Origin of the sequence: Bacillus swezeyi (genome assembly GCF_001969815.1) — a bacterium.
In the GTDB taxonomy this organism is placed as follows: domain Bacteria; phylum Bacillota; class Bacilli; order Bacillales; family Bacillaceae; genus Bacillus; species Bacillus swezeyi.
On sequence record NZ_MRBK01000003.1, the window covers coordinates 186,478 to 207,845 of the forward strand.

General features: G+C 45.7%; 24 protein-coding genes. 20 read left to right on the forward strand and 4 right to left on the reverse strand.

Features of this window, described 5'->3' with window-relative positions; translation table 11 throughout:
• Positions 1-20: 20 nt before the first annotated feature.
• The 16 genes from mgsA to BTA30_RS02755 all read left to right on the forward strand — a co-directional run bounded on the left by mgsA (position 21) and on the right by BTA30_RS02755 (position 15,141).
• Positions 21-434 carry a methylglyoxal synthase gene (gene mgsA, locus BTA30_RS02680; RefSeq protein ID WP_076758924.1) on the forward strand — a complete coding sequence of 138 codons (414 nt, stop codon included), beginning with the start codon at positions 21-23 and terminating at the stop codon, positions 432-434.
• A complete protein-coding gene (gene bshB1 / locus BTA30_RS02685) occupies positions 427-1,128 on the forward strand; it encodes a bacillithiol biosynthesis deacetylase BshB1 (protein ID WP_076758927.1) in 702 nt (233 codons plus the stop codon). Before mgsA ends, bshB1 begins: the two co-directional genes overlap by 8 nt.
• A complete protein-coding gene (bshA, locus tag BTA30_RS02690; protein ID WP_076758930.1) occupies positions 1,128-2,306 on the forward strand; it encodes an N-acetyl-alpha-D-glucosaminyl L-malate synthase BshA in 1,179 nt (392 codons plus the stop codon). Before bshB1 ends, bshA begins: the two co-directional genes overlap by 1 nt.
• Positions 2,266-3,459, forward strand: coding sequence for a CCA tRNA nucleotidyltransferase (locus tag BTA30_RS02695; protein WP_076758933.1), 1,194 nt, complete (start codon positions 2,266-2,268; stop codon positions 3,457-3,459). The genes bshA and BTA30_RS02695 overlap by 41 nt, the downstream gene beginning before the upstream one ends.
• Complete coding sequence (locus BTA30_RS02700) at positions 3,444-4,427, forward strand: biotin--[acetyl-CoA-carboxylase] ligase (RefSeq protein ID WP_076758936.1); 984 nt, start codon at positions 3,444-3,446, stop codon at positions 4,425-4,427. The genes BTA30_RS02695 and BTA30_RS02700 overlap by 16 nt, the downstream gene beginning before the upstream one ends.
• A 256-nt stretch (positions 4,428-4,683) precedes the next feature.
• Positions 4,684-5,517 carry a 3-methyl-2-oxobutanoate hydroxymethyltransferase gene (panB, locus tag BTA30_RS02705; RefSeq protein ID WP_076759010.1) on the forward strand — a complete coding sequence of 278 codons (834 nt, stop codon included), beginning with the start codon at positions 4,684-4,686 and terminating at the stop codon, positions 5,515-5,517.
• Positions 5,518-5,519: 2 nt separating this feature from the next.
• Entirely contained in the window at positions 5,520-6,386 is an 867-nt protein-coding gene (gene panC, locus BTA30_RS02710; protein ID WP_076758938.1) for a pantoate--beta-alanine ligase, read from the forward strand.
• Complete coding sequence (panD, locus tag BTA30_RS02715; RefSeq protein ID WP_076758941.1) at positions 6,386-6,769, forward strand: aspartate 1-decarboxylase; 384 nt, start codon at positions 6,386-6,388, stop codon at positions 6,767-6,769. The genes panC and panD overlap by 1 nt, the downstream gene beginning before the upstream one ends.
• 143 nt (positions 6,770-6,912) lie before the next feature.
• The gene (gene dinG, locus BTA30_RS02720) at positions 6,913-9,720 is read left to right on the forward strand and encodes an ATP-dependent DNA helicase DinG (RefSeq protein ID WP_076758944.1); all 2,808 of its coding nucleotides are present in this window, start codon (positions 6,913-6,915) and stop codon (positions 9,718-9,720) included.
• A gap of 140 nt (positions 9,721-9,860) precedes the next feature.
• Complete coding sequence (locus BTA30_RS02725; RefSeq protein ID WP_076758946.1) at positions 9,861-10,031, forward strand: YpmA family protein; 171 nt, start codon at positions 9,861-9,863, stop codon at positions 10,029-10,031.
• A gap of 9 nt (positions 10,032-10,040) precedes the next feature.
• Positions 10,041-10,526 (forward strand): cell wall elongation/penicillin-binding protein regulator TseB, encoded by a 486-nt coding sequence (tseB, locus tag BTA30_RS02730; RefSeq protein WP_076758949.1) that lies wholly within the window; start codon positions 10,041-10,043, stop codon positions 10,524-10,526.
• A 22-nt stretch (positions 10,527-10,548) separates the two neighbouring features.
• Positions 10,549-11,733 carry a pyridoxal phosphate-dependent aminotransferase gene (locus BTA30_RS02735; RefSeq protein WP_076758952.1) on the forward strand — a complete coding sequence of 395 codons (1,185 nt, stop codon included), beginning with the start codon at positions 10,549-10,551 and terminating at the stop codon, positions 11,731-11,733.
• Positions 11,734-11,896: 163 nt separating this feature from the next.
• The gene (asnS, locus tag BTA30_RS02740; protein WP_076758955.1) at positions 11,897-13,189 is read left to right on the forward strand and encodes an asparagine--tRNA ligase; all 1,293 of its coding nucleotides are present in this window, start codon (positions 11,897-11,899) and stop codon (positions 13,187-13,189) included.
• Positions 13,190-13,265: 76 nt separating this feature from the next.
• Positions 13,266-13,961 (forward strand): DnaD domain-containing protein, encoded by a 696-nt coding sequence (locus tag BTA30_RS02745; protein ID WP_076758957.1) that lies wholly within the window; start codon positions 13,266-13,268, stop codon positions 13,959-13,961.
• Positions 13,962-13,978: 17 nt separating this feature from the next.
• Entirely contained in the window at positions 13,979-14,641 is a 663-nt protein-coding gene (nth, locus tag BTA30_RS02750; RefSeq protein ID WP_076758959.1) for an endonuclease III, read from the forward strand.
• Positions 14,638-15,141, forward strand: a complete 504-nt coding sequence (locus tag BTA30_RS02755; protein WP_076758961.1) for a YpoC family protein — start codon at positions 14,638-14,640, stop codon at positions 15,139-15,141. Before nth ends, BTA30_RS02755 begins: the two co-directional genes overlap by 4 nt.
• A gap of 20 nt (positions 15,142-15,161) precedes the next feature.
• On the opposite strand, the gene BTA30_RS02760 is transcribed toward BTA30_RS02755, so the two are convergent.
• Positions 15,162-17,816, reverse strand: coding sequence for a penicillin-binding protein 1A (locus BTA30_RS02760; protein ID WP_076758963.1), 2,655 nt, complete (start codon positions 17,814-17,816; stop codon positions 15,162-15,164).
• Positions 17,817-17,874: 58 nt separating this feature from the next.
• Positions 17,875-18,474 (reverse strand): Holliday junction resolvase RecU, encoded by a 600-nt coding sequence (gene recU, locus BTA30_RS02765; RefSeq protein WP_076758965.1) that lies wholly within the window; start codon positions 18,472-18,474, stop codon positions 17,875-17,877.
• Positions 18,475-18,525: 51 nt separating this feature from the next.
• On the opposite strand from recU, the gene BTA30_RS02770 reads away from it, so the two are divergent.
• Positions 18,526-19,485 carry a DUF2515 domain-containing protein gene (locus tag BTA30_RS02770; protein ID WP_083696927.1) on the forward strand — a complete coding sequence of 320 codons (960 nt, stop codon included), beginning with the start codon at positions 18,526-18,528 and terminating at the stop codon, positions 19,483-19,485.
• A gap of 32 nt (positions 19,486-19,517) precedes the next feature.
• On the opposite strand, the gene sspM is transcribed toward BTA30_RS02770, so the two are convergent.
• Positions 19,518-19,622 carry an acid-soluble spore protein SspM gene (sspM, locus tag BTA30_RS02775; RefSeq protein WP_076758967.1) on the reverse strand — a complete coding sequence of 35 codons (105 nt, stop codon included), beginning with the start codon at positions 19,620-19,622 and terminating at the stop codon, positions 19,518-19,520.
• A 201-nt stretch (positions 19,623-19,823) separates the two neighbouring features.
• Here sspM and BTA30_RS02780 point away from each other — a divergent pair, with 201 nt between their 5' ends.
• Together BTA30_RS02780 and BTA30_RS02785 are read left to right on the forward strand one after the other, a co-directional pair.
• Positions 19,824-20,051: a DUF5446 family protein gene (locus tag BTA30_RS02780; protein WP_076758970.1), complete on the forward strand. Its 228-nt coding sequence runs from the start codon at positions 19,824-19,826 to the stop codon at positions 20,049-20,051.
• A 54-nt stretch (positions 20,052-20,105) separates the two neighbouring features.
• A complete protein-coding gene (locus BTA30_RS02785; RefSeq protein WP_076758972.1) occupies positions 20,106-20,480 on the forward strand; it encodes a YppE family protein in 375 nt (124 codons plus the stop codon).
• Between the two features lie 28 nt (positions 20,481-20,508).
• On the opposite strand, the gene BTA30_RS02790 is transcribed toward BTA30_RS02785, so the two are convergent.
• Entirely contained in the window at positions 20,509-20,709 is a 201-nt protein-coding gene (locus BTA30_RS02790; protein ID WP_076758974.1) for a YppF family protein, read from the reverse strand.
• A 181-nt stretch (positions 20,710-20,890) separates the two neighbouring features.
• Here BTA30_RS02790 and BTA30_RS02795 point away from each other — a divergent pair, with 181 nt between their 5' ends.
• On the forward strand, positions 20,891-21,322 hold the full coding sequence (locus tag BTA30_RS02795) for a YppG family protein (protein ID WP_076758976.1): 432 nt from the start codon (positions 20,891-20,893) through the stop codon (positions 21,320-21,322).
• Positions 21,323-21,368 lie beyond the last annotated feature (46 nt).

Genomic DNA, 21,368 nt, shown 5'->3' on the forward strand with positions numbered 1-21,368 from the left:
AAACAAAGGGGGAAATCGCAATGAAAATCGCCTTAATTGCCCATGACCGAAAAAAGCAGGATATGATTCAGCTGACAACGGCTTACAAACACATTTTAAATAAGCATGAATTGTTTGCGACGGGAACGACCGGTACAAAAATTACCGAAGCGACAGGGCTGCCGGTCGTGCGTTTTCAATCCGGGCCGCTTGGCGGGGACCAGCAGATCGGCGCACTGATCGCAAAGAATGAAGTCGATCTTGTGATCTTTTTGAGAGATCCGCTGACAGTTCAGCCGCATGAACCGGATGTCTCTGCATTAATTCGTTTGTCTGACGTATATGCAATCCCGCTTGCGACCAATATGGGGACGGCGGAAATTTTGATCCGATCTGTTGAGGAAGGCGCATTTGAATTCAGAAAAATGGTTCATGGCGGGGATCAAGATGCTTGATATACTGGCTTTCGGCGCGCATAGCGATGATGTAGAAATCGGCATGGGGGGAACCATCGCCAAATATACTAAGAAGGGCTTTCGAATTGGAATCTGCGATTTAACCCAGGCTGAACTGTCTTCAAACGGAACGGTCGAAACGAGAAAAAATGAAGCAGCGCTGGCCGCGGAAATTTTAGGCGCCAGTCCGCGGATTTCCCTTGCCCTGCCTGACAGGGGGCTGTTCCTCAACCAGGCAGCCGTTATGGAAGCTGTCTCCGTCATTCGGATGTATAAGCCAAAGCTTGTCTTTGTTCCATATCAAAAAGACCGGCATCCGGATCACGGACATGCGGCGGAAATCGTCGAAGAAGCGGTTTTTTCCGCCGGAATACATAAATATGAAGATGCAAAAAAACAGCCGGCCCATAAAGTGCAAAATATGTACTACTATATGATCAACGGCTTTCATAAACCTGAATTTGTCATCGATATTTCTGAGACGATGGCTCAAAAAAAAGAGAGTCTCGGTGCATATCAAAGCCAGTTCAGCCGTTCGGAACAGTCGGTGGAAACCCCGCTGACGAACGGCTATATTGAAACGGTCGAAGCCCGGGAAAAGCTTCTTGGAAAAGAAGCCGGCGTCGCATACGCGGAAGGTTTCTTCTCCAAGCGGACACTTTTGTTAAACAACGATTTATTTGGGGGCGGATGATGAAAAAATTAAAAATCGGAATCACGTGTTATCCGAGTGTAGGCGGATCAGGAATCATCGCGACAGAGCTCGGTAAACTGCTGGCGGAAAAAGGACATGAAATTCATTTTATTACATCAAGCGTTCCGTACAGGCTTAATAAAGTGTATTCCAACATCTATTTTCATGAAGTGGAAGTCAATCAATATGCCGTGTTTAAGTACCCGCCGTATGATTTGGCTTTGGCCAGCAAAATGGCGGAGGTGGCAAAGCGGGAGCAGCTTGATGTTCTGCATGCCCATTACGCGGTGCCGCACGCGATTTCCGCTTTTTTGGCAAAACAAATGCTGGACGGAAATATTAAGACAGTTACAACACTGCACGGCACAGACATTACAGTTCTCGGTTATGACCCGTCTTTAAAGGATCTGATCAAGTTTGCGATTGAATCCTCTGATCGTGTCACAGCAGTTTCTTCTGCTCTCGCAGCTCAAACCTATGACTTAATCAAGCCGAACAAAAAGATCGAAACGATCTATAATTTTGTCGATGAGCGGGTCTATTTAAAACAGGAACAGCATTCCTTGAAAGAGCAGTACGGGATTGCCCCGGATGAAAAAGTGGTCATCCATGTCTCGAATTTCAGACAGGTGAAGCGTGTACAGGATGTGATCCATGTATTCAGCCGAATTGTCAAACAAATGAAAGCGAAGCTGATCCTGGTCGGGGATGGGCCTGAAATAACCGTCATATGCCAGCTTGTCAGGCAGCTCGGCATAAAAGACGATGTGCTGTTCTTAGGCAAGCAAGACAGTGTAGAAGAGCTTTACGCCATCAGCGATTTAAAGCTGCTCTTATCTGAAAAAGAAAGCTTCGGCCTTGTTTTGCTTGAAGCAATGGCCTGCGGCGTTCCGTGCATCGGCACTAACATCGGGGGCATTCCCGAAGTGATAAAAGACGGAACGTCCGGCTATCTGGTGAATGTAGGCGATGTTGAAGATACGGCCGAAAAGGCGCTTCAATTGCTGACGGATGACAGGCTGCACCGCCGCTTTGCGGAAGCAGCGCTGAAAAACATCAAAGAGCGTTTTTCTTCAAGCCATATCATCAGCCAGTATGAAGATGTTTATCGACAATTAATAGACTGGGAGTGTGACAATGGAGGATCTCTTTTTAAAGGCTCTTCCTCTCCTTCATGAGCTGAAAAGACACGACTGGCAGGCTTACTTTGTAGGCGGAGCGGTAAGGGACACGTACATGAACCGCCCTGTAGGTGATGTGGATATCGCAACTGACGCACCTCCGGAAGAGATTGAAAGTATTTTTCCGAAAACGATCGATGTCGGCAAAGAACATGGAACGATCATTGTTCTCTTTGACGGTGAATCTTATGAGGTGACAACGTTTCGAGCAGAGCTTGAATACGAGGATTTCAGAAGGCCGAGCGGTGTTCAGTTTATTAAGTCGCTGAAGGAAGATTTGAAGCGGCGCGACCTGACGATCAATGCCATGGCTATGGATGCGGAAGGTCGGCTGATCGATTATTTTGGAGGCCGGCAGCATATAAAAGAAAAGCTGATTGAAACGGTCGGCGACCCGGCGGAGCGCTTTCACGAAGACGCGCTCCGTATGCTGCGGGCGCTCCGTTTTATGAGCCAGCTGGAATTTACGCTTTCTCAAAGTACAAAAAAAGCGATTTGTGAAAATGGCCATCTGCTGGCGCATATCTCCACAGAGCGTAAAACGGTTGAATTTGAAAAGCTTTTAAAAGGAAATGCCGCTGGTCAGGCGCTTAAGGCAGTGGCTGAGACAGGACTTTACACAGAGCTTCCGGGATTGGCGCACAAAAAGGAGCGCATTCTGACAGCCGGCGGCTTTCCTTTTTTTAAGCTGGAAAAAAGAGCGGACGTCTGGGCGGCCTTCATTTTCATGATGTCGATCGGTACAGCTGAAGCTCACGATTTTTTAAAGGCGTGGAAGCTTCCCGGAAAAGTCATCAAGCAAGCGGCTCAGGTTGCGGGCCGCATTGACCAGCAATGGGACGTGCTTGCCATGTACGAGGCGGGAGAAGAAACGCTGATTTCTGCATGTGCGATTCAAATGCTGAAGGATGATCAAGCCGTTGATGAACGCCGTTTGGCTGAAGTGAGGAAGGCGTATCAGGCGCTTCCGATCAAAAGTTTGAAAGATTTGGCCGTGACCGGCGGCGATCTGCTGCGCGTCAGGGAAAAGCCGCCTGGGAAATGGGTAGCTGATGATTTAAAACGAATTGAGCGGGCCGTTTTAAACGGTGAACTCGCCAATCAAAAAAAAGCCATAGAGGAGTGGCTGGATTCATGCAATCAAATTTGAGAAAAAAACTGATTCAATTGTTTACAGAGGCTGACGGTGAATTCATCTCGGGCCAGAAAATCAGCGAAGAGCTTGGATGCTCCAGAACGGCGGTTTGGAAGCATATCGAGGACTTAAGAAAATCAGGCTATGAACTTGAAGCCGTCAGGAAGCTCGGCTATAAGATGAAAAAAAAGCCTGACAAAATCAGTGAAAACGAAATCAGGCTCGGCTTAAAAACGGAAAAAATGGGACAAACCATTTATTTTCAAGATGTCGTGCCTTCGACCCAGAAAATCGCTCATGAACTTGCGAACAACGGGGTGGAGGAAGGCACGATCATCGTTGCCGACAAACAGACGGAAGGAAGGGGGAGAATGGCGAGAGCATGGCACTCCCCGGAAGGCAACGGAATTTGGATGAGCATCATCTTAAGGCCGGAAATTCCCGTTCAAAAAACCCCTCAGCTGACTCTTTTAGCCGCTGTCGCCATTGTACAGGCAATCGAGGAGCAAACGGGGATAAGCGCGGAAATTAAATGGCCGAATGATATTTTAATCGGCGGTCAAAAAACGGTCGGAATCCTGACCGAACTGCAGGCTGAAGCGGACCAAGTCCACTCCGTCATTGTCGGAACAGGCATCAATGTCAATCAGCTGGAAGGCGACTTTCCCGATGAATTAAAGGAGACGGCTACAAGCCTGCGCCTGGCGAGCGGAAAAAAGGTCGATAGAGCAGCCTTGATTCAGACGATTCTCCTAACATTTGAAAAAAGATACAGCGATTATATCGCACACGGTTTTCAGCCGATCAAGCTTCTATGGGAGAGCTATGCGTTGACTCTGCACCGCAATTTGACCGCGAGGACGCTGAATGGAACGTTTCATGGAAAAGCGCTTGGCATAGACGATGAGGGCGTTTTGCTATTGGAAACAAGTGATGGCATTCAAAAAATATATTCCGCCGATATCGAAATCAGTCCGTCATAGTTGGAACGAACGCGGGGTTTTTGGTATACTTCGGTTGGGCAGTATCCTTAGGAGCTGCACCTGGAATTAAATGTTACTGATAAAAACACAGTCTGCCTTGATCCAAAAAGGACTGGGACAGAGGGATGATTCTTGCCGATCTCTTGAGGACGATCAAAATCCTTCTTTCTTAGCGGAAGGTTTTTTTACTGTCCGAAAAAGATGCATGATGGAAAACGGCAGCTCATCTCCTCTGAATAAGAGGAGGAGAAAAAACTTGAAGACAAAGCTTGATTTTTTAAAAATGAAACAGCAAGGGGAACCTATCGTCATGTTGACGGCCTATGATTACCCGGCGGCAAAGCTTGCCGAACAAGCGGGAGTGGACATGATCCTTGTCGGAGATTCTCTCGGAATGGTCGTGCTCGGCCTTGACTCGACTGTATCTGTCACGGTCGCGGACATGATCCACCACACAAAGGCCGTCAAACGCGGTGCTAAAGATACATTTATCGTGACCGACATGCCTTTTATGTCCTATCACTGTTCTCAGGAAAGCGCGCTGAAAAACGCCATGTCAATCGTTCAGGAAAGCGGGGCAGATGCCTTGAAGCTTGAAGGCGGCGACGGCGTGTTTGACACGATTATGGCTTTAACCCGGGGCGGAATCCCCGTGGTCAGCCATTTAGGACTGACCCCTCAATCTGTCGGTGTCCTGGGAGGCTATAAAGTTCAGGGGAAAGATGAAGAAAGCGCCCAAAAACTGATTGACGACAGCAGACGCTGTGAAGAAGCGGGAGCTATAGCACTCGTACTTGAATGCGTCCCTGCGGCTCTTGCCGAACGGATTTCGCAAGAGCTATCGATCCCTGTCATCGGCATCGGAGCAGGCGCTGGCACAGACGGACAGGTTCTCGTCTATCATGATGTTGTCGGGCACGGGGTCAGCCGTACGCCTAAATTTGTGAAGCAGTATGCTCAAATCGATCCGCCGATCGAAGAAGCGCTATCTGGTTATGTCAAAGATGTCAAAAACCGCTTTTTCCCTGAAGATGTCCATTCCTTCCACATCGATCAGCAAGTGCTTGAAGGGTTATACGGAGGAAAATAAACATGATTGAAGTCCATACAGCAAAAGATATTCAAAAGCTAGCGAAAAATTATCGAAAAAAAGGAAAAACAATCGGTTTTGTGCCGACGATGGGATTTCTTCATGAAGGTCACATGTCTCTTGTGAAAAAAGCGCGCAAAGATAATGACATTGTGGTCATGAGCATTTTTGTCAATCCGATGCAATTCGGTCCAGGAGAAGATTATGACGCATATCCGAGAGATCTTGAAAGGGACCGGACGCTTGCGGAAGAAGGCGGGGTGGATGTGCTGTTCACACCAGGCGCCGAAGAAATGTATCAGCAGGAATCAACGGTCATCGTAAATGTCAAAAAAAGAACGGACGTCCTCTGCGGCCGTTCAAGGGAAGGGCATTTTGACGGGGTTGCAACCGTGCTGACAAAATTATTCAACCTCACGTCTCCGACAAGGGTTTATTTTGGGATGAAGGACGCACAGCAGGTAGCTGTTGTCGACGGACTGCTCAATGATTTCTTCATGGATATCGAATTGATTCCGGTTGATACGATGCGGGAAGACGACGGGCTTGCTAAAAGCTCCCGAAATGTCAACCTTTCAGCGAGCGAGCGTAGTGAAGCACCGGCTCTTTATCAGGCCCTTCAGCAAGGAGCCCGGCTCATTCGCGAAGGAGAGCGGAACCCTGATGCGATTAAAAAAGAGATCCGCACCCTTTTAGAAAAAACGAGCGGTGTCATCGATTATGCAGACATTTATTCGTATCCCGATCTGGAGACGATGGAAACTCTGAGTGGAAAAATCATCATAGCGGTTGCCGTTCAATTCTCAAAAGCCCGCTTGATTGATAATATCATCGTCAATATTCCGCTGGATCAAAAGGAGGATTTATGATGTACCGTACGTTAATGAGCGGAAAGCTTCACAGAGCGAGAGTGACGGAAGCCAACTTAAACTATGTTGGCAGCGTGACAATAGATGAAGATCTACTGGATGCTGTCGGCATGATGGTAAATGAAAAAGTGCAAATTGTAAATAATAATAACGGAGCCCGGCTCGAAACATACATTATTCCCGGTGAAAGAGGGAGCGGCGTCATTTGTTTAAATGGCGCGGCCGCCCGCCTCGTTCAAGAAGGGGATATCGTAATCATCGTTTCATATGCGATGATGTCTGAGGAAGAAGCAAAGACGCACAAGCCAAAGGTTGCCGTTTTGAACGAAAAGAACGAAATCGAGCAAATGCTGGGTCAGGAGCCGGCCCGTACCATTCTGTAGCCCCCTTTGCCTTTAGGGGGCTTTCATGTCGTTTAGAAAGAAATTTCAGTGCCGGTAGCCTGTTTTTTCGGGACATCGCTCCCGAATCTTTCTAAAACGTGTTACACTTTTGTCGAACGTATCAAAATTGAGGTGTCCATTTAATGAACAATCAACGATATGTAGTTATTGATGTGGAAACGACAGGGAATTCGCCGAAAAAAGGCGATAAAATCATTCAAATTGCAGCGGTTGTGATTGAAAATGGACAAATTACCGAACGTTTCTCCAAATATATTAACCCAAATCAGCCTATTCCCGCTTTTATTGAGCAGCTGACGGGAATCACAAATGAAATGGTTGAACATGAAGAGCCGTTTTCGGCTATTGCCGAAGATATATATAGACTCCTCAATAACAGCTGTTTTATTGCCCATAATATCCACTTTGATCTCGGATTTGTCGAATATGAATTAAAGCGGGCCGGCTTCGGTGAACTTGAATGCGATGTTCTTGATACGGTAGAGCTGGCGAGAATCGTATTTCCCCGCTTTGACGGATACAAACTGACAGAGCTGAGCGAAGAGCTGAAGCTTGAGCATGAAAATCCGCACAGGGCAGATAGTGATGCAGAAGTGACCGCTTTCATTTTTTTACATATGATAGACAGGCTGAAGCAGCTCCCGCTTCCCGTTCTGAAAGCGATCAGACGTTTATCTTGGCATTTGATCAGCGACGCACAGGAACTTTTGGACAGTTTGATCATTGAAAAGGATAGCCGCACCGATCTTGAAGCAGGCTATATAAAGGTCGGTTCATTTGTGATTAAAGCGCCCGAGTCCATCCATGAAGAACCTGAGGAAGAGGGCCGCAGCGTCAAGAAAGACACGCTCATATGGGAAGAAGCCGGCGGCCTCTCTTCTTTGCAGAAGCATTTTGAAAACAGGGAAGGGCAAACAAAAATGATGAAAGAGGTGTGGACCGCTTTTGACAATCATGAGCATGCCCTAATCGAAGCTGCTACAGGAATCGGCAAAACGCTTGGATATTTAGTGCCTGCAGCCGTTCATGCCAAACAAACAGGAAAACCGGTCGTTATCAGCACATTTACGACATTGCTGCAGCAGCAGATCTTGAATCGGGATATTCCGCTTATGGTAAAGATCTTTCCGTTTCCGGTTAAGGCAGCCGTTTTAAAAGGCCGTTCCCATTATTTGTGCATTCGCAAATTTGAGCATATTTTACATGAGGATGATGATAATTACGATGCCGTCCTTGCTAAGGCGCAAATTCTCGTTTGGCTCACAGATACAGAAACAGGCGATTTGTCTGAAATCAATCTTCCTTCAGGCGGCAAGCGGCTTTGGGACAGAATAGCTTATGATCATCAGTCGTTTGCGCGAACCCATCCAATAAGGGAATTGTGTTTTTATGAACGGGCAAAAGAGAAGGCAAAACAGGCCGATATGATCATTACCAATCATGCCCTGCTTTTGACGGGTGAAGCCAGCCAAAGAGTTCACACAGTTGATGCGGATACATTTATCATCGATGAAGCCCATCACTTTGAACGGGTTGCGGGCGAACAATATGGAACGAGAGCCGACTACGTTTCCCTGCACAAAAAATTGATGCAGCTCGGCACCCTGAAACAGAAGGGGCTTTTAAAAAGAGCGGAGCGTCTGTTTCGTTCTGCCGGCATCTCTGCCGACTCTTTTTTTCAAATGGATGAGCGGCTCAGCCTTCTTTTTGAAGAAAGCGATATGTTCTTTACAGCTGTCCATTCTTTTGTGAAACGGAGGAAACCAAAAAACGATCTAAATCGTCTGTTATATAAGGTCGGTCCTGAAAATGAAAACAGAGCGTGGAACCGGCTTGTGGAAGGGGCCAGAAGGCTGTGCTCCATGCTGTTTGATATGCATGAGCTGTTTGTCGAGCAAATGGAGAATCTCGACGAAAAAAGCATGTCTTTTACAAGCCGCCAGGCGTTTCTTTTAGAAGAATATCAGTCCTGCATGAACCATCTAAAAAAGTACGGCGAAAAGCTCGGCCGTTTGTTTTTCGAACATGTAAAGGATGAGGTCGTCTGGATTGAAATCGATGCCAAAGGGGCAAAAAATGCCGCCTCGGTTTATGCTCAGCCGCTTGATGCAGGAGAAATGCTGGCTGACCGGTTTTTCACCGAGAAAAAAAGCGTTGTGATGACATCGGCAACCCTTGTGGTTGAAAATTCATTCAGCTATATGATCAAAAAGCTCGGCTTAAGCGACTTCTATCCGAGGACCTTGCAGATTGAATCGCCTTTTTCTTATGATAAGCGTATGAAAATCATGATTCCTAAAGACATCAGTCCGATTAAAAACGATCAGTCTGAAGATTATATTCATGATGTTGCCCTGTATATTAAGTTGCTCGCCAAACAGCAGAATGCTAAAGCGCTCGTTTTGTTTACGTCTCATGACATGCTGCGCGCCGTATATCACGCATTGAAAAATGAGGCTGATTTTCCTTGTCAGCTGCTGGCTCAGGGTGTTTCAGGAGGAAGTCCCGCCAAGGTCATGAAATTGTTTAAATCATATCAGCATGCTGTCCTTCTCGGAACAAATCATTTTTGGGAAGGTGTTGACTTTCCCGGTGATGAGCTGACAACGCTGGTGATTGCAAGGCTCCCTTTCAGGCCGCCCGACCATCCGGTTGAATCAGCCAAGTGTGAAAGGGCGAAGAGAAGGGGAGAAAGCCCGTTTCAAGCGGTTTCTCTTCCTGAAGCTGTTTTGGCTTTTAGACAGGGCATCGGCAGGCTGCTGCGTTCTGAGGAAGACAGCGGGACAGTCGTCATCCTTGACCGCCGGATTCGAACCTCTTCCTATGGCAGGGTATTTATGAAGGCGCTCCCCCCGGCTCCTGTCGAAGAACCGACATTCCTTGAGATGGAAGCCTATATTTCCGGACTGAATGTTAAAAAGCCGCATTAAGCGGCTCTTGGAATGGTGTGGATTAAGGTTTTATTTTTTGGCTGTCTATTTAAACGGTTTTTCCCGTTGTAACAACTAGTATGGCTTTTGGCAGACAGAGTATGAATGACAATTATTGTTTCGTGCGGAGGTATTTGAAAATGGATAATAAAATCGAAATTCTTTCTACAGTAAGTGTGCAGCATTCAGAAGATCTTTACAAAATCGTCGATCTGTTAAACCGGACGCTCAAACGCGATGATTTAATGTTTGGGCTCGCTCTTGATGAAGAAGATCAAAAACAGGCAATTTTTACGATTTATCGTACATAGGAGCAAAAAATGGGCAAAAAAACATTAATTTTCACACTGATATTTGGTATTATTTTTGTAACAGCCATTCTTGCGGGGGCGAATGTCTACCAGACAGCAATGAATCAAAAAGAGAGCGGCCACAAGCAGGCTGCTGAAACTGCAAAGAAGGAAGCTGACTTAAAAGAGGTTGACAGCGTGGAAACGTTTGTCGGCAAAGAAAAACAGTACATTGTGGCGGGGAAAAACCAAAAAGGTGAAAAAATGTACGTTTGGGTGCCGGCTGACAACAAGCAGAAAACGATTTTTAAAAAGGCGGCGGACGGCATCACAAGCCGGCAGGCTGCGAGAGCGGTGCAGGATGAAGGCCTTATGTCAACACTTAAAGAGGTGCACTTGGCAAGGGAAGGCAATGTACTATTGTGGGAAGTTACATACTTAAATCAAGATGAACAATACAGTTTAAGTTATGTCGACTTTATAAATGGAAAAATTCACAAAAATATTACGCCTTAAGATGAAACAGGGGGAAATCAAGTTGAATCTAGCTAAAAGAGTATCAGCGTTAACACCGTCTGCAACATTGGCAATCACTGCAAAAGCAAAGGAATTAAAAGCGGCAGGGCATGATGTAATCGGCCTCGGCGCAGGAGAACCGGATTTTAATACGCCTGAGCACATCATCGAGGCGGCTGTCCGTTCCATGAATGAAGGACACACAAAATACACGCCGTCCGGCGGTCTTGCTGCGCTTAAAGAAAGTATCAGCGAAAAGTTCAAGCTTGATCAGGGAATTGAATACAGCCAGTCGGAGATTATTGTATGTACAGGTGCAAAGCATGCTCTTTACACTCTTTTTCAAGTGCTGTTGGATGAAGAAGACGAAGTGATCATTCCGACCCCATATTGGGTAAGCTATCCTGAACAGGTTAAGCTTGCCGGAGGAAAGCCGGTATTTGTGGAAGGGCTTGAAGAAAACAGCTTCAAGATTTCTCCGGAGCAGCTGGAAAAGGCCGTGACGGAAAAAACAAAAGCGGTCATCATCAATTCCCCAAGCAATCCGACAGGTATGATGTATACCGAAGCCGAGCTTAAAGCCCTTGGGGAAGTATGTCTTCGCCGCAATATTCTCATCGTTTCCGATGAAATTTATGAAAAGCTGATTTATGGAGGCAGAAAACATGTGTCGATTGCACAGCTTTCTCCTGAGCTTAAAAATCAGACGATCATCATTAATGGTGTGTCAAAATCACACAGCATGACCGGATGGAGAATCGGGTATGCCGCAGGAAACGAAACCGTGATCAAGGCGATGACAAACCTTGCCAGCCACAGCACATCTAATCCGACATCTGTCGCTCAATACGGAGCCATTGCCGCATATAACGGACCGTCCGAGCCTGTTGAAGAAATGAGAAAGGCTTTTGAAGATCGGCTCAACAAAGTGTATGAGCTGCTTGTCGATATTCCGGGATTAACATGTTTGAAACCTGAAGGTGCCTTCTATTTATTCCCGAATGCGAAAAAAGCGGCGGCAAACTGCGGTTTTAGAAGTGTTGATGAATTCGCAGAGGCGCTTTTGGAAGAAGAGAAAGTTGCGATTGTTCCGGGATCAGGGTTCGGCGCACCGGACAATATTCGTCTCTCATATGCCACGTCGTTGTCACTTTTAGAAGAAGCGGTGAAACGAATCCGCCGCTTTGTGGTCAGCCGCAGCAGCTGAGATAAAAAAGCGTCCACTCATCCGGACGCTTTTTTGATGACAGATAGCGCGCTTTGGGAACTGCATTGACCTTATCCGATGAAAAAAGGTATAATATACGTTATGGATGTCAGAGAGAAAAGGGGCATGCCCCTTTTCTTTCGTGTTTTGGAGGGAAACAACAGTGAAAACAACAATAAACCAAGTGTACAAGCATGTTGGTAAAGAAGTGACAATCGGTGCTTGGATCGCAAACAAACGTTCAAGCGGTAAAATCGCATTTTTACAGCTTCGGGACGGAACCGGCTTTATTCAAGGGGTTGTCGTCAAAGCGGAAGTGGATGAAGAAATCTTTCAAACCGCTAAATCGGTCACACAGGAAACATCTTTATATGTAAAAGGCATTGTCAAAGAAGATGAGCGTTCACCGCTTGGCTACGAGCTTGCCGTGACTTCGCTTGAAGTCATCCACGAAGCGACTGATTATCCGATCACACCGAAAGAGCACGGAACTGAGTTTTTAATGGATCATAGACACCTTTGGCTCAGATCAAAGCGGCAGCATGCGACAATGAAAATACGCAACGAAATCATTCGGGCTACATACGAATTTTTCAATAAGGAAGGCTTTGTCAAAGTCGATCCTCCGATTTTGACCGGCAGTGCTCCTGAAGGAACGACAGAGCTTTTTGCGACAAAGTATTTTGATGAAGACGCGTATCTGTCGCAAAGCGGACAGCTCTATATGGAAGCCGCCGCGATGGCTCTAGGAAAAGTCTTTTCATTCGGACCGACTTTCAGAGCTGAAAAATCAAAAACGAAGCGCCATCTGATTGAATTTTGGATGATTGAGCCGGAAATGGCGTTTGTCGAATTCAATGAAAACCTTGAAGTACAGGAAAATTACGTCTCATTTATCATTCAAAGCGTACTTGAAAACTGCAAAATCGAGCTGAATACGCTTGGAAGAGATACTTCCAAACTTGAACAGATCAAAGCGCCGTTCCCGCGGATTACTTATGATGAAGCGATTCAGTTCTTAAAAGAAAAAGGCTTTGATGACATTGAATGGGGAGATGATTTTGGGGCGCCTCATGAGACGGCGATTGCCGAAAGCTATGACAAGCCTGTGTTCATCACACATTATCCGACATCTTTAAAGCCGTTTTATATGCAGCCTGCGCCAGACAGGGAAGACGTTGTCCTATGCGCCGATTTAATTGCGCCGGAAGGCTATGGTGAAGTTATCGGCGGATCAGAACGCATCCATGACCTTGAGCTTCTTGAAGCGCGCCTGAAAGAGCACGGTTTGGAATCAGACGCATATCAATGGTACGCTGAGCTGAGACAATACGGATCAGTTCCGCATTCCGGCTTCGGCCTCGGTTTGGAGCGGACTGTGGCCTGGATCAGCGGTGCGCCGCATGTACGGGAAACGATTCCGTTCCCAAGACTCTTAAATCGTTTATATCCTTAAAAAAAAGTCTCCTGCTTTTAACAGGAGACTTTTTCACAGTCATCCATGATATACTGAAAGGTAAGAGGTGTATCGAATGAAAAAACAGCAATTTATTAAGTTGCAGGAAATGGGATCTGTCAGTGTTCCAAATCTGCTCTTCGTGAATTATCGGGAGCTTGGCCTTAATGAGACAGAGTTCATGCTGCTGTTAAACATTAAAATGCATGTGGAAAGAGGCTCTTTTTTTCCAACGCCCGAAGAATTGAGCAAAACGATGTCGATTGCGACTGAACAGTGTATGCATATGCTGAGAATGTTCATACAAAAAGGCTTTATCTATATAGAAGAATGCGAAGACCAGCACGGCATCAAGTTTGAAAAATATTCGCTCGAGCCTCTTTGGGGCAAGCTGTTTGAATATCTTGAAATGGCCGAGAAAAAAAAGCAGGATGAACGGCATGAAGGCGAACAAAAAAGTCTTTATACGATTTTTGAAGAAGAGTTTGCGAGACCTTTGTCTCCGTTGGAATGCGAGACGCTCAGCATCTGGCTTGACCAGGATCACCACGATGTCCAGATGATCAAGCAGGCATTAAAAGAGGCTGTCATGTCAGGAAAATTGAATTTTCGCTACATTGACCGCATTCTTTTCGAATGGAAGAAAAACGGAATTACAACAATTGAACAAGCCGCGAGCTACAGCCAAAAATTCAGACAGAAGTCGCCCCGGCAAAGCGAGCAAAAGGAGTATACAAGACAGGTTCCTTTTTACAATTGGCTTGAACATTAAAGTGAAAAGGTGAAGAAATGTTAACGAAAAAGCAGATCGAGTTTTGTTTAGAAACAATTGGTGAGATGTTTCCGAATGCAGAATGCGAACTGGTTCATGACAATCCGTTTGAACTGGTCATCGCTGTCGCTTTATCCGCGCAATGTACAGATGTCTTGGTGAACAAAGTAACGAAAACGCTCTTCCAAAAATATAAAAAGCCTGAAGATTATCTCGCTGTCCCGCTGGAAGAGCTTCAGCAGGATATTAGATCGATCGGCTTATACCGCAATAAAGCGAAAAACATTCAAAAGCTCTGTAAAATGCTGATTGAAGAATATGGGGGAGAAGTGCCGCGGGACAGAGATGAGCTGGTGAAGCTTCCCGGCGTAGGGAGAAAGACCGCCAATGTCGTTGTTTCGGTTGCCTTTGGCGTGCCGGCCATAGCCGTGGACACCCATGTGGAGCGTGTCTCCAAAAGGCTCGGTTTTTGCCGCTGGAAGGATTCAGTTACGGAAGTTGAAAAAACATTAATGAAAAAAATCCCTGAATCCGAATGGTCTGTAACCCACCATCGGCTCATTTTTTTCGGACGGTACCACTGCAAGGCGCAAAGGCCGCAATGTGAAGAATGTCCTCTGTTTTCTTTGTGCAGGGAAGGGCAAAAACGATATAAAAAAGGGCTGGTGAAGCTGCCGTGACAAGCGTTTCACTTTTAGATGCATTTGAAAAAACATTGAGGGAGCGAAAGCCGGAAAGCGATGATCGGCTTGCCGTTCTGTCAGAAAATCCGCTTTACTTTGATTTTGCCGGAAAAGTGGGGGCCCTTAAACCATGGGAGCAAGAACTGGAATGGGTGCCGCTCCTTTTTCAAATATGGGAGAATACGAAAGAAAGGCTCCTACCCGTATTTCAAACGAGGAAGTCAAGATGCAGCGAAGAAGAGATGCTAAGCGGGGTATGCTGTTTAATCGCAAGCTTCCACTGGACGATGGGGGAGCCGGTCGAAACGTTGAATTGGGAGAGACTCACTCAAAAAAGTTTTCCCGTAAAGCCGATTAATTGGATGGAGCGCCTCGAATTCATCCTGTTAAAGCCGACCCAATACCATTGTTTTATACAGCTTGATGAATTATTTACGGAGATGAAAAAACAGTTTTATAAATATACTGCGATGAAGCAAAAAAAAGCCACTCACTGACTGTGAGTGGCTTTTTGGATTTAATCTGAAGTGCTGCCTGTTTGGCCGCCGGAATCTGTTGGTTGATCATCTGTGTTATCTTTGTTGTCCTTATCTTTATCTTTATTTTTGTTTTGATCATCGGTATCATCTTCATCTCGGCCCTTGTTATTGTTGCCTGGATTTTGATTGTTCTGATCTGTATTGTCTGGGTTTTGATCACCCGGCTGATTTTGATTGCCGTTATTTTGTTTGTCTTTATCCTTGTCTTCATCAGCCTTCTGCTTCTCATCATCCTTGTTTTTCTCGTCATCATCGGTTTTTGACTCATCATCAGGCGCGTTGACTTGAAGCGTGACAGAAGCAGGATCACTTTCACTGTCTTCGGTAACGGCTGTTACTTGGAATTTGTAGACAGATCCTTCTTTCGCATTCGGAATGACCGCTTCTTTGGCGCTGCTGTTTTGAACCTCGCTGTATTCTCCGCCGTCAACAGACTGTTTGACTTTAAATGAGACGGCATCGTCATCTTCTCCTGAGTATGACCATTTCAGCTTGATGCTTTTTGAAGCTTCATCGTATTCTGCACTCAGCCCGGAAGGCTTAGCTGCATCTTTTTCTTCATATTTTTTCGAAACGGTCGTCGGCTGTGTGCCTTTTACAAAGTACTCAGTGACCTTTTTATCGCTAGGCGTATTGCTGCTGGCGAGTACAGGCGGGTTCGACCCTTTTAGAACGGTCGCTTCGACGACGCTGTCCGGCTTCTCAAATGAGCCGCTGCCGTCGTCAACATTGGCGATCAGCTTTTTAAACATGAGCTTGGCGATTTGCTGTTCGCTCGTATTGAGCGAATTGTAGCCTTTCTTACCGGTCCAGACGGCTGCCGTATATTGCGGCGTATAGCCGACAAACCACGAATCCCTCGCGCCGTTTGGGTTTAAGCCATGCTCTTTGACGATAGATTCAGGGAAGTTCGTTGTACCGGTTTTCCCCGCCACTGTGACGCCTGAGACTTGGGCGGCTGTTCCAGTTCCCGACTGAACGGCCGTTTTCAGCATATCCGTCATCATAAATGCGGTGTAATCGCTCATTGCAGCTTTTGATTCAGGTGTTAGATCGAGCTTTGTGCCGTCATTGAATTCCACCGCTGTGACGGTATGCGGTTCATTATAGTAGCCATTATTTCCGAAGGCGCTGTATGCACCGGCCATTTGTATAGGTGATACGCCTTTCTTGAAACCGCCGATCGCATATGATTCAACCAATTCATCTGAATCAATCTTGAGGCCGAGATTGTTTGCAAACTTGCCGACGTTATCTTTTCCGGCTGCCTGGAACGCTTTTAAAGCCGGGATGTTTCTTGAATCGGCAAGCGCCTGTCTCATCGACATCCAGCCTTTGTAGCCGCGGTCATAGTTATGAATCGGCGTACCCGTTGAATACGTATATGCTTCATCTTTAATCTGCTCAAACGTTGACCATTTTTCATTTTCAATGACAGGGCCGTAGTCGAGGACCGGTTTAATCGTTGAACCCGGCTGACGTTCTATTTCAGTCGCGTAATTGTAGCCGCCTGGCGTCATATTGCCGCCCAGCGCTCGGACTTCACCGGTTTTTGTATCAAGCAGTGTTAAGCCGGCCATCATTTTATCGCTGAGCTGAACGGTATCACCGTCCATCAGTTCATTTAAATAGTCCTGTGCGTCTGTATCAAGCGTCGTATATATTTTTAGTCCATCTGTATTAGGATTGACATTTGCTTTTGATTCGACTTCATCGATGACCTCTTCGACAAATGCGTTGTACTTGTTGGAAGTTGTTTTAGCGTACTCCTTAGCAGACACAAGGCCTTTTTTGACCGATACTTTTTTCGCTTTGCTGTAATCTGCGTCAGATATAAACCCGTGTTTATTCATCAGGCTTAGGACTACATTACGCCTTTTCTCAGCTTTTTCCGGATGTTTAATCGGGTTATAGTTGTTCGGGCTTTGCGGCATGCCGGCTAGTGTTGCGGCCTGCTCAATCGTCAAGTCGTTAAGATCTTTGACCCCGTAGAACTGTTCCGCGGCTTTACCGACGCCGTAGGCCTGCGGTGAGAAGTAAATCCGGTTTAAATACATTTCAAGAATTTCGTCTTTTGAATATTTTCTTTCAAGCTGGAATGAAAGCCATACTTCCTGGACTTTTCGTTTCACTGTTTTTTCATGTGACAGAAGGGAGTTTTTAACGACCTGCTGTGTGATCGTACTTCCGCCCTCAGAGCCGAATCCGCCTTCAAAGTTGGCTAAAAGCGCTCCTCCGATCCGGATTGGATCCACTCCGTGGTGATCGTAGAAACGGGCATCTTCGGTCGCGAGAAATGCGTTTTTCACGGAATCGGGTATGTCTTTAATCGACACGTATGTCCGTTTTTCCGAACCGATTTCCGCTATTTCTTTTCCGTTTTTATCATAAATGGTGGAAGAGTACGGCGTTTTCAGTTTTGCTTCGTCAAGGGACGGTGCGTCAGCAACCATGACTGCAAAAGTGACGCCTCCGGCGATCAAGCCGATGACACCGACGATTAAAATGGATAAAAGAATTTTCTTAAAGAGTCCTGCTTTCTTTTTTTTCTTTGGTTTAGTATGAGTATTAGACCTGCTTTTGCCCTGCTGGGCTCTTCGCCGTTCCTGGCGGCTGTTAAATTGATCTGACATAACATCTCAACCTTTCGTAGTTAAACCTTTCCCGCTCACATGACTTTAAAATCATAATTTATGATGGCGAAAAATACAACTGGTCAATAACTTTAATATAATCAATTCTTGGCGAGTATCCAAGCGAAATGGGGTGAGCGGCTTCCTGCAGTTCATCTTTTCGAATCGATTTTCTGCCGTTTTTCTGCTTGCGCTCCCAGAAATAAAATAATTTTTCTGCTTCCAAAATATAAATTTCGTCAAATGCGGATATAATAACAAAACAAATACCGTCTTGAGCTACGACCTGCTTCATGTGTTCGATCTGGTGATCGTGAAAATTCTGCAGGGGGAAAGATGTTCGGTTCTTCGTTTCTTTTGCTTCAAAATCGATGTAGCGCCCTTTATAAATCCCATTATAATCAGTAGTTGACGACTGCTTGAAATATGCTTCTTTTATGACCGCGGCGCTTCGTTTCGGGTAATCGACCTGTACAATCTGAACAGGTGTCGGTTTTTTATGAATCACCGCAATCGAATGAGACAGATAATACATATTCGTTTCATTTAGATCGTCTTCGAGGGTCATCCCGCGATTGCTATATGACGACGGCTTCTTATTTAAGGATGAGGCAGCTTGTTTCGGCTGATAGGTTTTGCCGTTCGGATATCGAATCACTTTCTTCATCCTCCTTTTAGAGAAATCTGGATACAAACGGAAGTGTTTAATTTGCGCAACACAATGTCCGGAGCAGAACTGACGCGCCGCATACAAGAGCAAACCGGAAAACTGAATAAAGATAATATTTCCCGGACAAATGCATACAAAAGCTACTTTGACCGCCACCCGGAGATCAAGTGGTCGCTTTTGGCTTCATTTGTTTCCCGCAATGCCGGCTGGTCGATGACTGATTTAAAAGGGCGCCTCTTTCAGCTCGGTCTTACGGATGTTCAGCAGAATTGGCTGTTTATCATGTATGAAAGAGCGAACTGGCTGATTTTTTCTGATGCATACCCGCAGCTCCTTTTATATCAGTGGTCCAAACTGCTCGGACGGCCTCTTTTCCATTTGCTTCCCGCTTTTGGCGTTTCTTCGTTTATGAAAACGGAGTGGGAGCGATTTTGGCATGAGCACGATCAAAAAAGGCTCATGTATGCTCTCATTATAAATGAACAAAACACTATCCAAACTCCTATTATACAAAATCCTCTGTTCAAAAAGAATGTTTTTCGCACGATTCCTTTTCAGGTCTGTGAATGGCTTCATTTCAACACGGTGATTTTCCCGACGGTTGAAGGCGTTTTTTACGGCGTGTCTGTTAAACGGTTTTCAAGTTTAAAAGAAAGGATCAAACTTGGCAAGCAATTAAGCCAGCTGCTGTTCAGGCCTGAGCTTTTTCCGGCTTTCTTCCATTTTACATCCTGTGTGCCGCATACCGGGTCGCGTTTTGATATGGAGCGCTGGGCTGGGGTTAACACCAGGTCCTCGCCATTTTTAAGAACCTGCTACCCCGTCATCACCCATTCATTAGACGGATCAAAATGCGATTGGTTTCGCGGGGGAAGCAGGGAGGGGATGTTTCGAGATGAAAAGCTGCCGAAAACCATCGAATTAACGGAATGGTATTTTCAAAAAAGAAGGCAGCTCCAAGCTGTTTTTTCGCTGGAACATTGGCTGAAAAAGAGATAGGAAAGAAAAAAAGCAAGGAATTTCCTTGCTTTTTAAGTGGACGGCCGGTTTGGTCCGCCTAATTTTTTATCCAATGTATCTGTCTGTTTCGTATCTGGTTTGGTTTTTGCAGGGGATTTCTTTTTGTTGTTTTCCACAGCAGGCACCTCCTTACCTTTATAGATTTCGCAGAAAAAGTGCCGTTCATACCATTTTTCGCGGAGCCGTTTTGTCGAAACGGAAGCGTCCTGAGGGAAATTGAATTTCTTTGGCGGTTTCCTTCTAGTTTTGTCAACTGTGAAGGAGAGGCGGCAGGAGAGGGAGAATGCATAGATGGCCATAAAAAAGGAGGGAAGCAAATGAGCGAATTTGCAAGCAAAGACTCGGTCCTTCAAATGCTTTTGGAAACGGAAACAGAACTCGCTTCTGCGGAAACAGCGCTGACCAAAGCCGTAAACAGACTAAAACATGAAAAAAGCACCGCCTGGAACGAACGGCTTGACCTTATCGAAAAAGAACTGACAGAGCTCTCATCCTGCTTAAACAGCACGCTGATGGGAGTAGAGCCTCATGGAGAGTCCGCTTAAATGAATTCGTTGTGTTGAACCTTTTCCTTTGGTACGATAGCCTTCGAGGTGAACATGTTGGATATACAATCTTTTCTTGCAAAGACACAGGAATTAATCGCCCTGACAAAAGAAGCGGAGGAACGCTATAAAAAGGGCAGGGAGGAAGGCGGGGAACACGATTTTTTCAACGTTGTCAAACCTTCTGTCGAGCGGTGCGAACAGGCAGTGAAAAGCTGGCTGCGGGAAAGCTTTTCATATATAAAGGAATACCGTCCAAAATACATGTATGAAGAACAGCTGAATTCGGTTGAAGAAAATCTGAATGAGATCGTTTTGCAGTCGTATTTCTGCAAAATACACAAAAAGCGCTTTAAAGATCTTGCTGAATCTGTGCTTTATACACTGAAAAACATTGAAGACGATATATTAAAAGGAGACCGGGCATAATCACCAGTCTCCTTTTCTAAATCTTTATTCAGCTGGCGTCTGAATTCATGTCATAAGCAGGGTGCTGTGCTCCATTCGCTTCAAGAACTTTCATACTCGTGCGAAATTCGTTTAATGTCAGATGTCCCTGGATATACAAAAACTTGGCAAAATCCATCAGCTTATTCATACAGTCTGTCTCGTACTGCTTCATCTCGGCAAAACAATTTCTTAAGTATGATACGTTCATATGGTGCATCCCCTCTCGTTCTTATTAATAATATAGTACCATAACAATTCGACTTTTTTCTGTTTTTCAAAAATTAAAACTTTCGACACTTTTTGACAGAATTGTGACATTCGCTTTGGAACGGGAAATGCTGTCGTGTCATACACTTATAAAAAAGGGGCTCTAGAAGGAGAGATGAATGATGGAAGAGAGGAGAGCCGCCAGATATCCCTATTTAGGCCCGCAGGCGTCCTATCCTGCATATCCGGAGTTCCAGATGAACCAGCCTGTTCAGCACTACTACAGCCAGGAACAGGCGCCTGTCCAGCGTCCGCCGGCTTATCAGCAGCCGTTTGAGCAAAATGTGGATCCGTTCTCAGCTTACCAGCAACCTGTCCATCAGCCTGTTCAGCAGCACATGCAGCCGTTTCATCCATTTCCTTACCCGAACCCATATCCTTCACCACGGCCAAACCTCCATCAGCCTGCCCAATTTCAGAGCTTTCTGTCGCAATTTAAGAAAAAGAACGGCCAGCTTGATTTTAGTAAAATGATGGATACGGCAGGCCAAATGATGAGTACGGTCAATCAGGTGGGATCGCTGGCAAAAGGCTTTATCGGATTCTTTAAGTGAAAAAAAGCATGGATGAAGATCATTCATGCTCAGATTGTTGACAAAA

Bases quoted from the DNA above. Each gene is read 5' to 3' on its own strand.
- BTA30_RS02795 (WP_076758976.1), top strand. From the start codon at position 20,891: ATGGAAGAGAGGAGAGCCGCCAGATATCCCTATTTAGGCCCGCAGGCG.
- BTA30_RS02785 (WP_076758972.1), top strand. From the start codon at position 20,106: ATGTTGGATATACAATCTTTTCTTGCAAAGACACAGGAATTAATCGCC.
- mgsA (WP_076758924.1), top strand. From the start codon at position 21: ATGAAAATCGCCTTAATTGCCCATGACCGAAAAAAGCAGGATATGATT.
- BTA30_RS02745 (WP_076758957.1), top strand. From the start codon at position 13,266: ATGAAAAAACAGCAATTTATTAAGTTGCAGGAAATGGGATCTGTCAGT.
- nth (WP_076758959.1), top strand. From the start codon at position 13,979: ATGTTAACGAAAAAGCAGATCGAGTTTTGTTTAGAAACAATTGGTGAG.
- bshA (WP_076758930.1), top strand. From the start codon at position 1,128: ATGAAAAAATTAAAAATCGGAATCACGTGTTATCCGAGTGTAGGCGGA.
- BTA30_RS02760 (WP_076758963.1), bottom strand. From the start codon at position 17,816: ATGTCAGATCAATTTAACAGCCGCCAGGAACGGCGAAGAGCCCAGCAG.
- BTA30_RS02695 (WP_076758933.1), top strand. From the start codon at position 2,266: ATGGAGGATCTCTTTTTAAAGGCTCTTCCTCTCCTTCATGAGCTGAAA.
- BTA30_RS02780 (WP_076758970.1), top strand. From the start codon at position 19,824: ATGAGCGAATTTGCAAGCAAAGACTCGGTCCTTCAAATGCTTTTGGAA.
- BTA30_RS02790 (WP_076758974.1), bottom strand. From the start codon at position 20,709: ATGAACGTATCATACTTAAGAAATTGTTTTGCCGAGATGAAGCAGTAC.
- BTA30_RS02725 (WP_076758946.1), top strand. From the start codon at position 9,861: ATGGATAATAAAATCGAAATTCTTTCTACAGTAAGTGTGCAGCATTCA.
- dinG (WP_076758944.1), top strand. From the start codon at position 6,913: ATGAACAATCAACGATATGTAGTTATTGATGTGGAAACGACAGGGAAT.
- BTA30_RS02700 (WP_076758936.1), top strand. From the start codon at position 3,444: ATGCAATCAAATTTGAGAAAAAAACTGATTCAATTGTTTACAGAGGCT.
- panD (WP_076758941.1), top strand. From the start codon at position 6,386: ATGTACCGTACGTTAATGAGCGGAAAGCTTCACAGAGCGAGAGTGACG.
- bshB1 (WP_076758927.1), top strand. From the start codon at position 427: ATGCTTGATATACTGGCTTTCGGCGCGCATAGCGATGATGTAGAAATC.
- panC (WP_076758938.1), top strand. From the start codon at position 5,520: ATGATTGAAGTCCATACAGCAAAAGATATTCAAAAGCTAGCGAAAAAT.
- tseB (WP_076758949.1), top strand. From the start codon at position 10,041: ATGGGCAAAAAAACATTAATTTTCACACTGATATTTGGTATTATTTTT.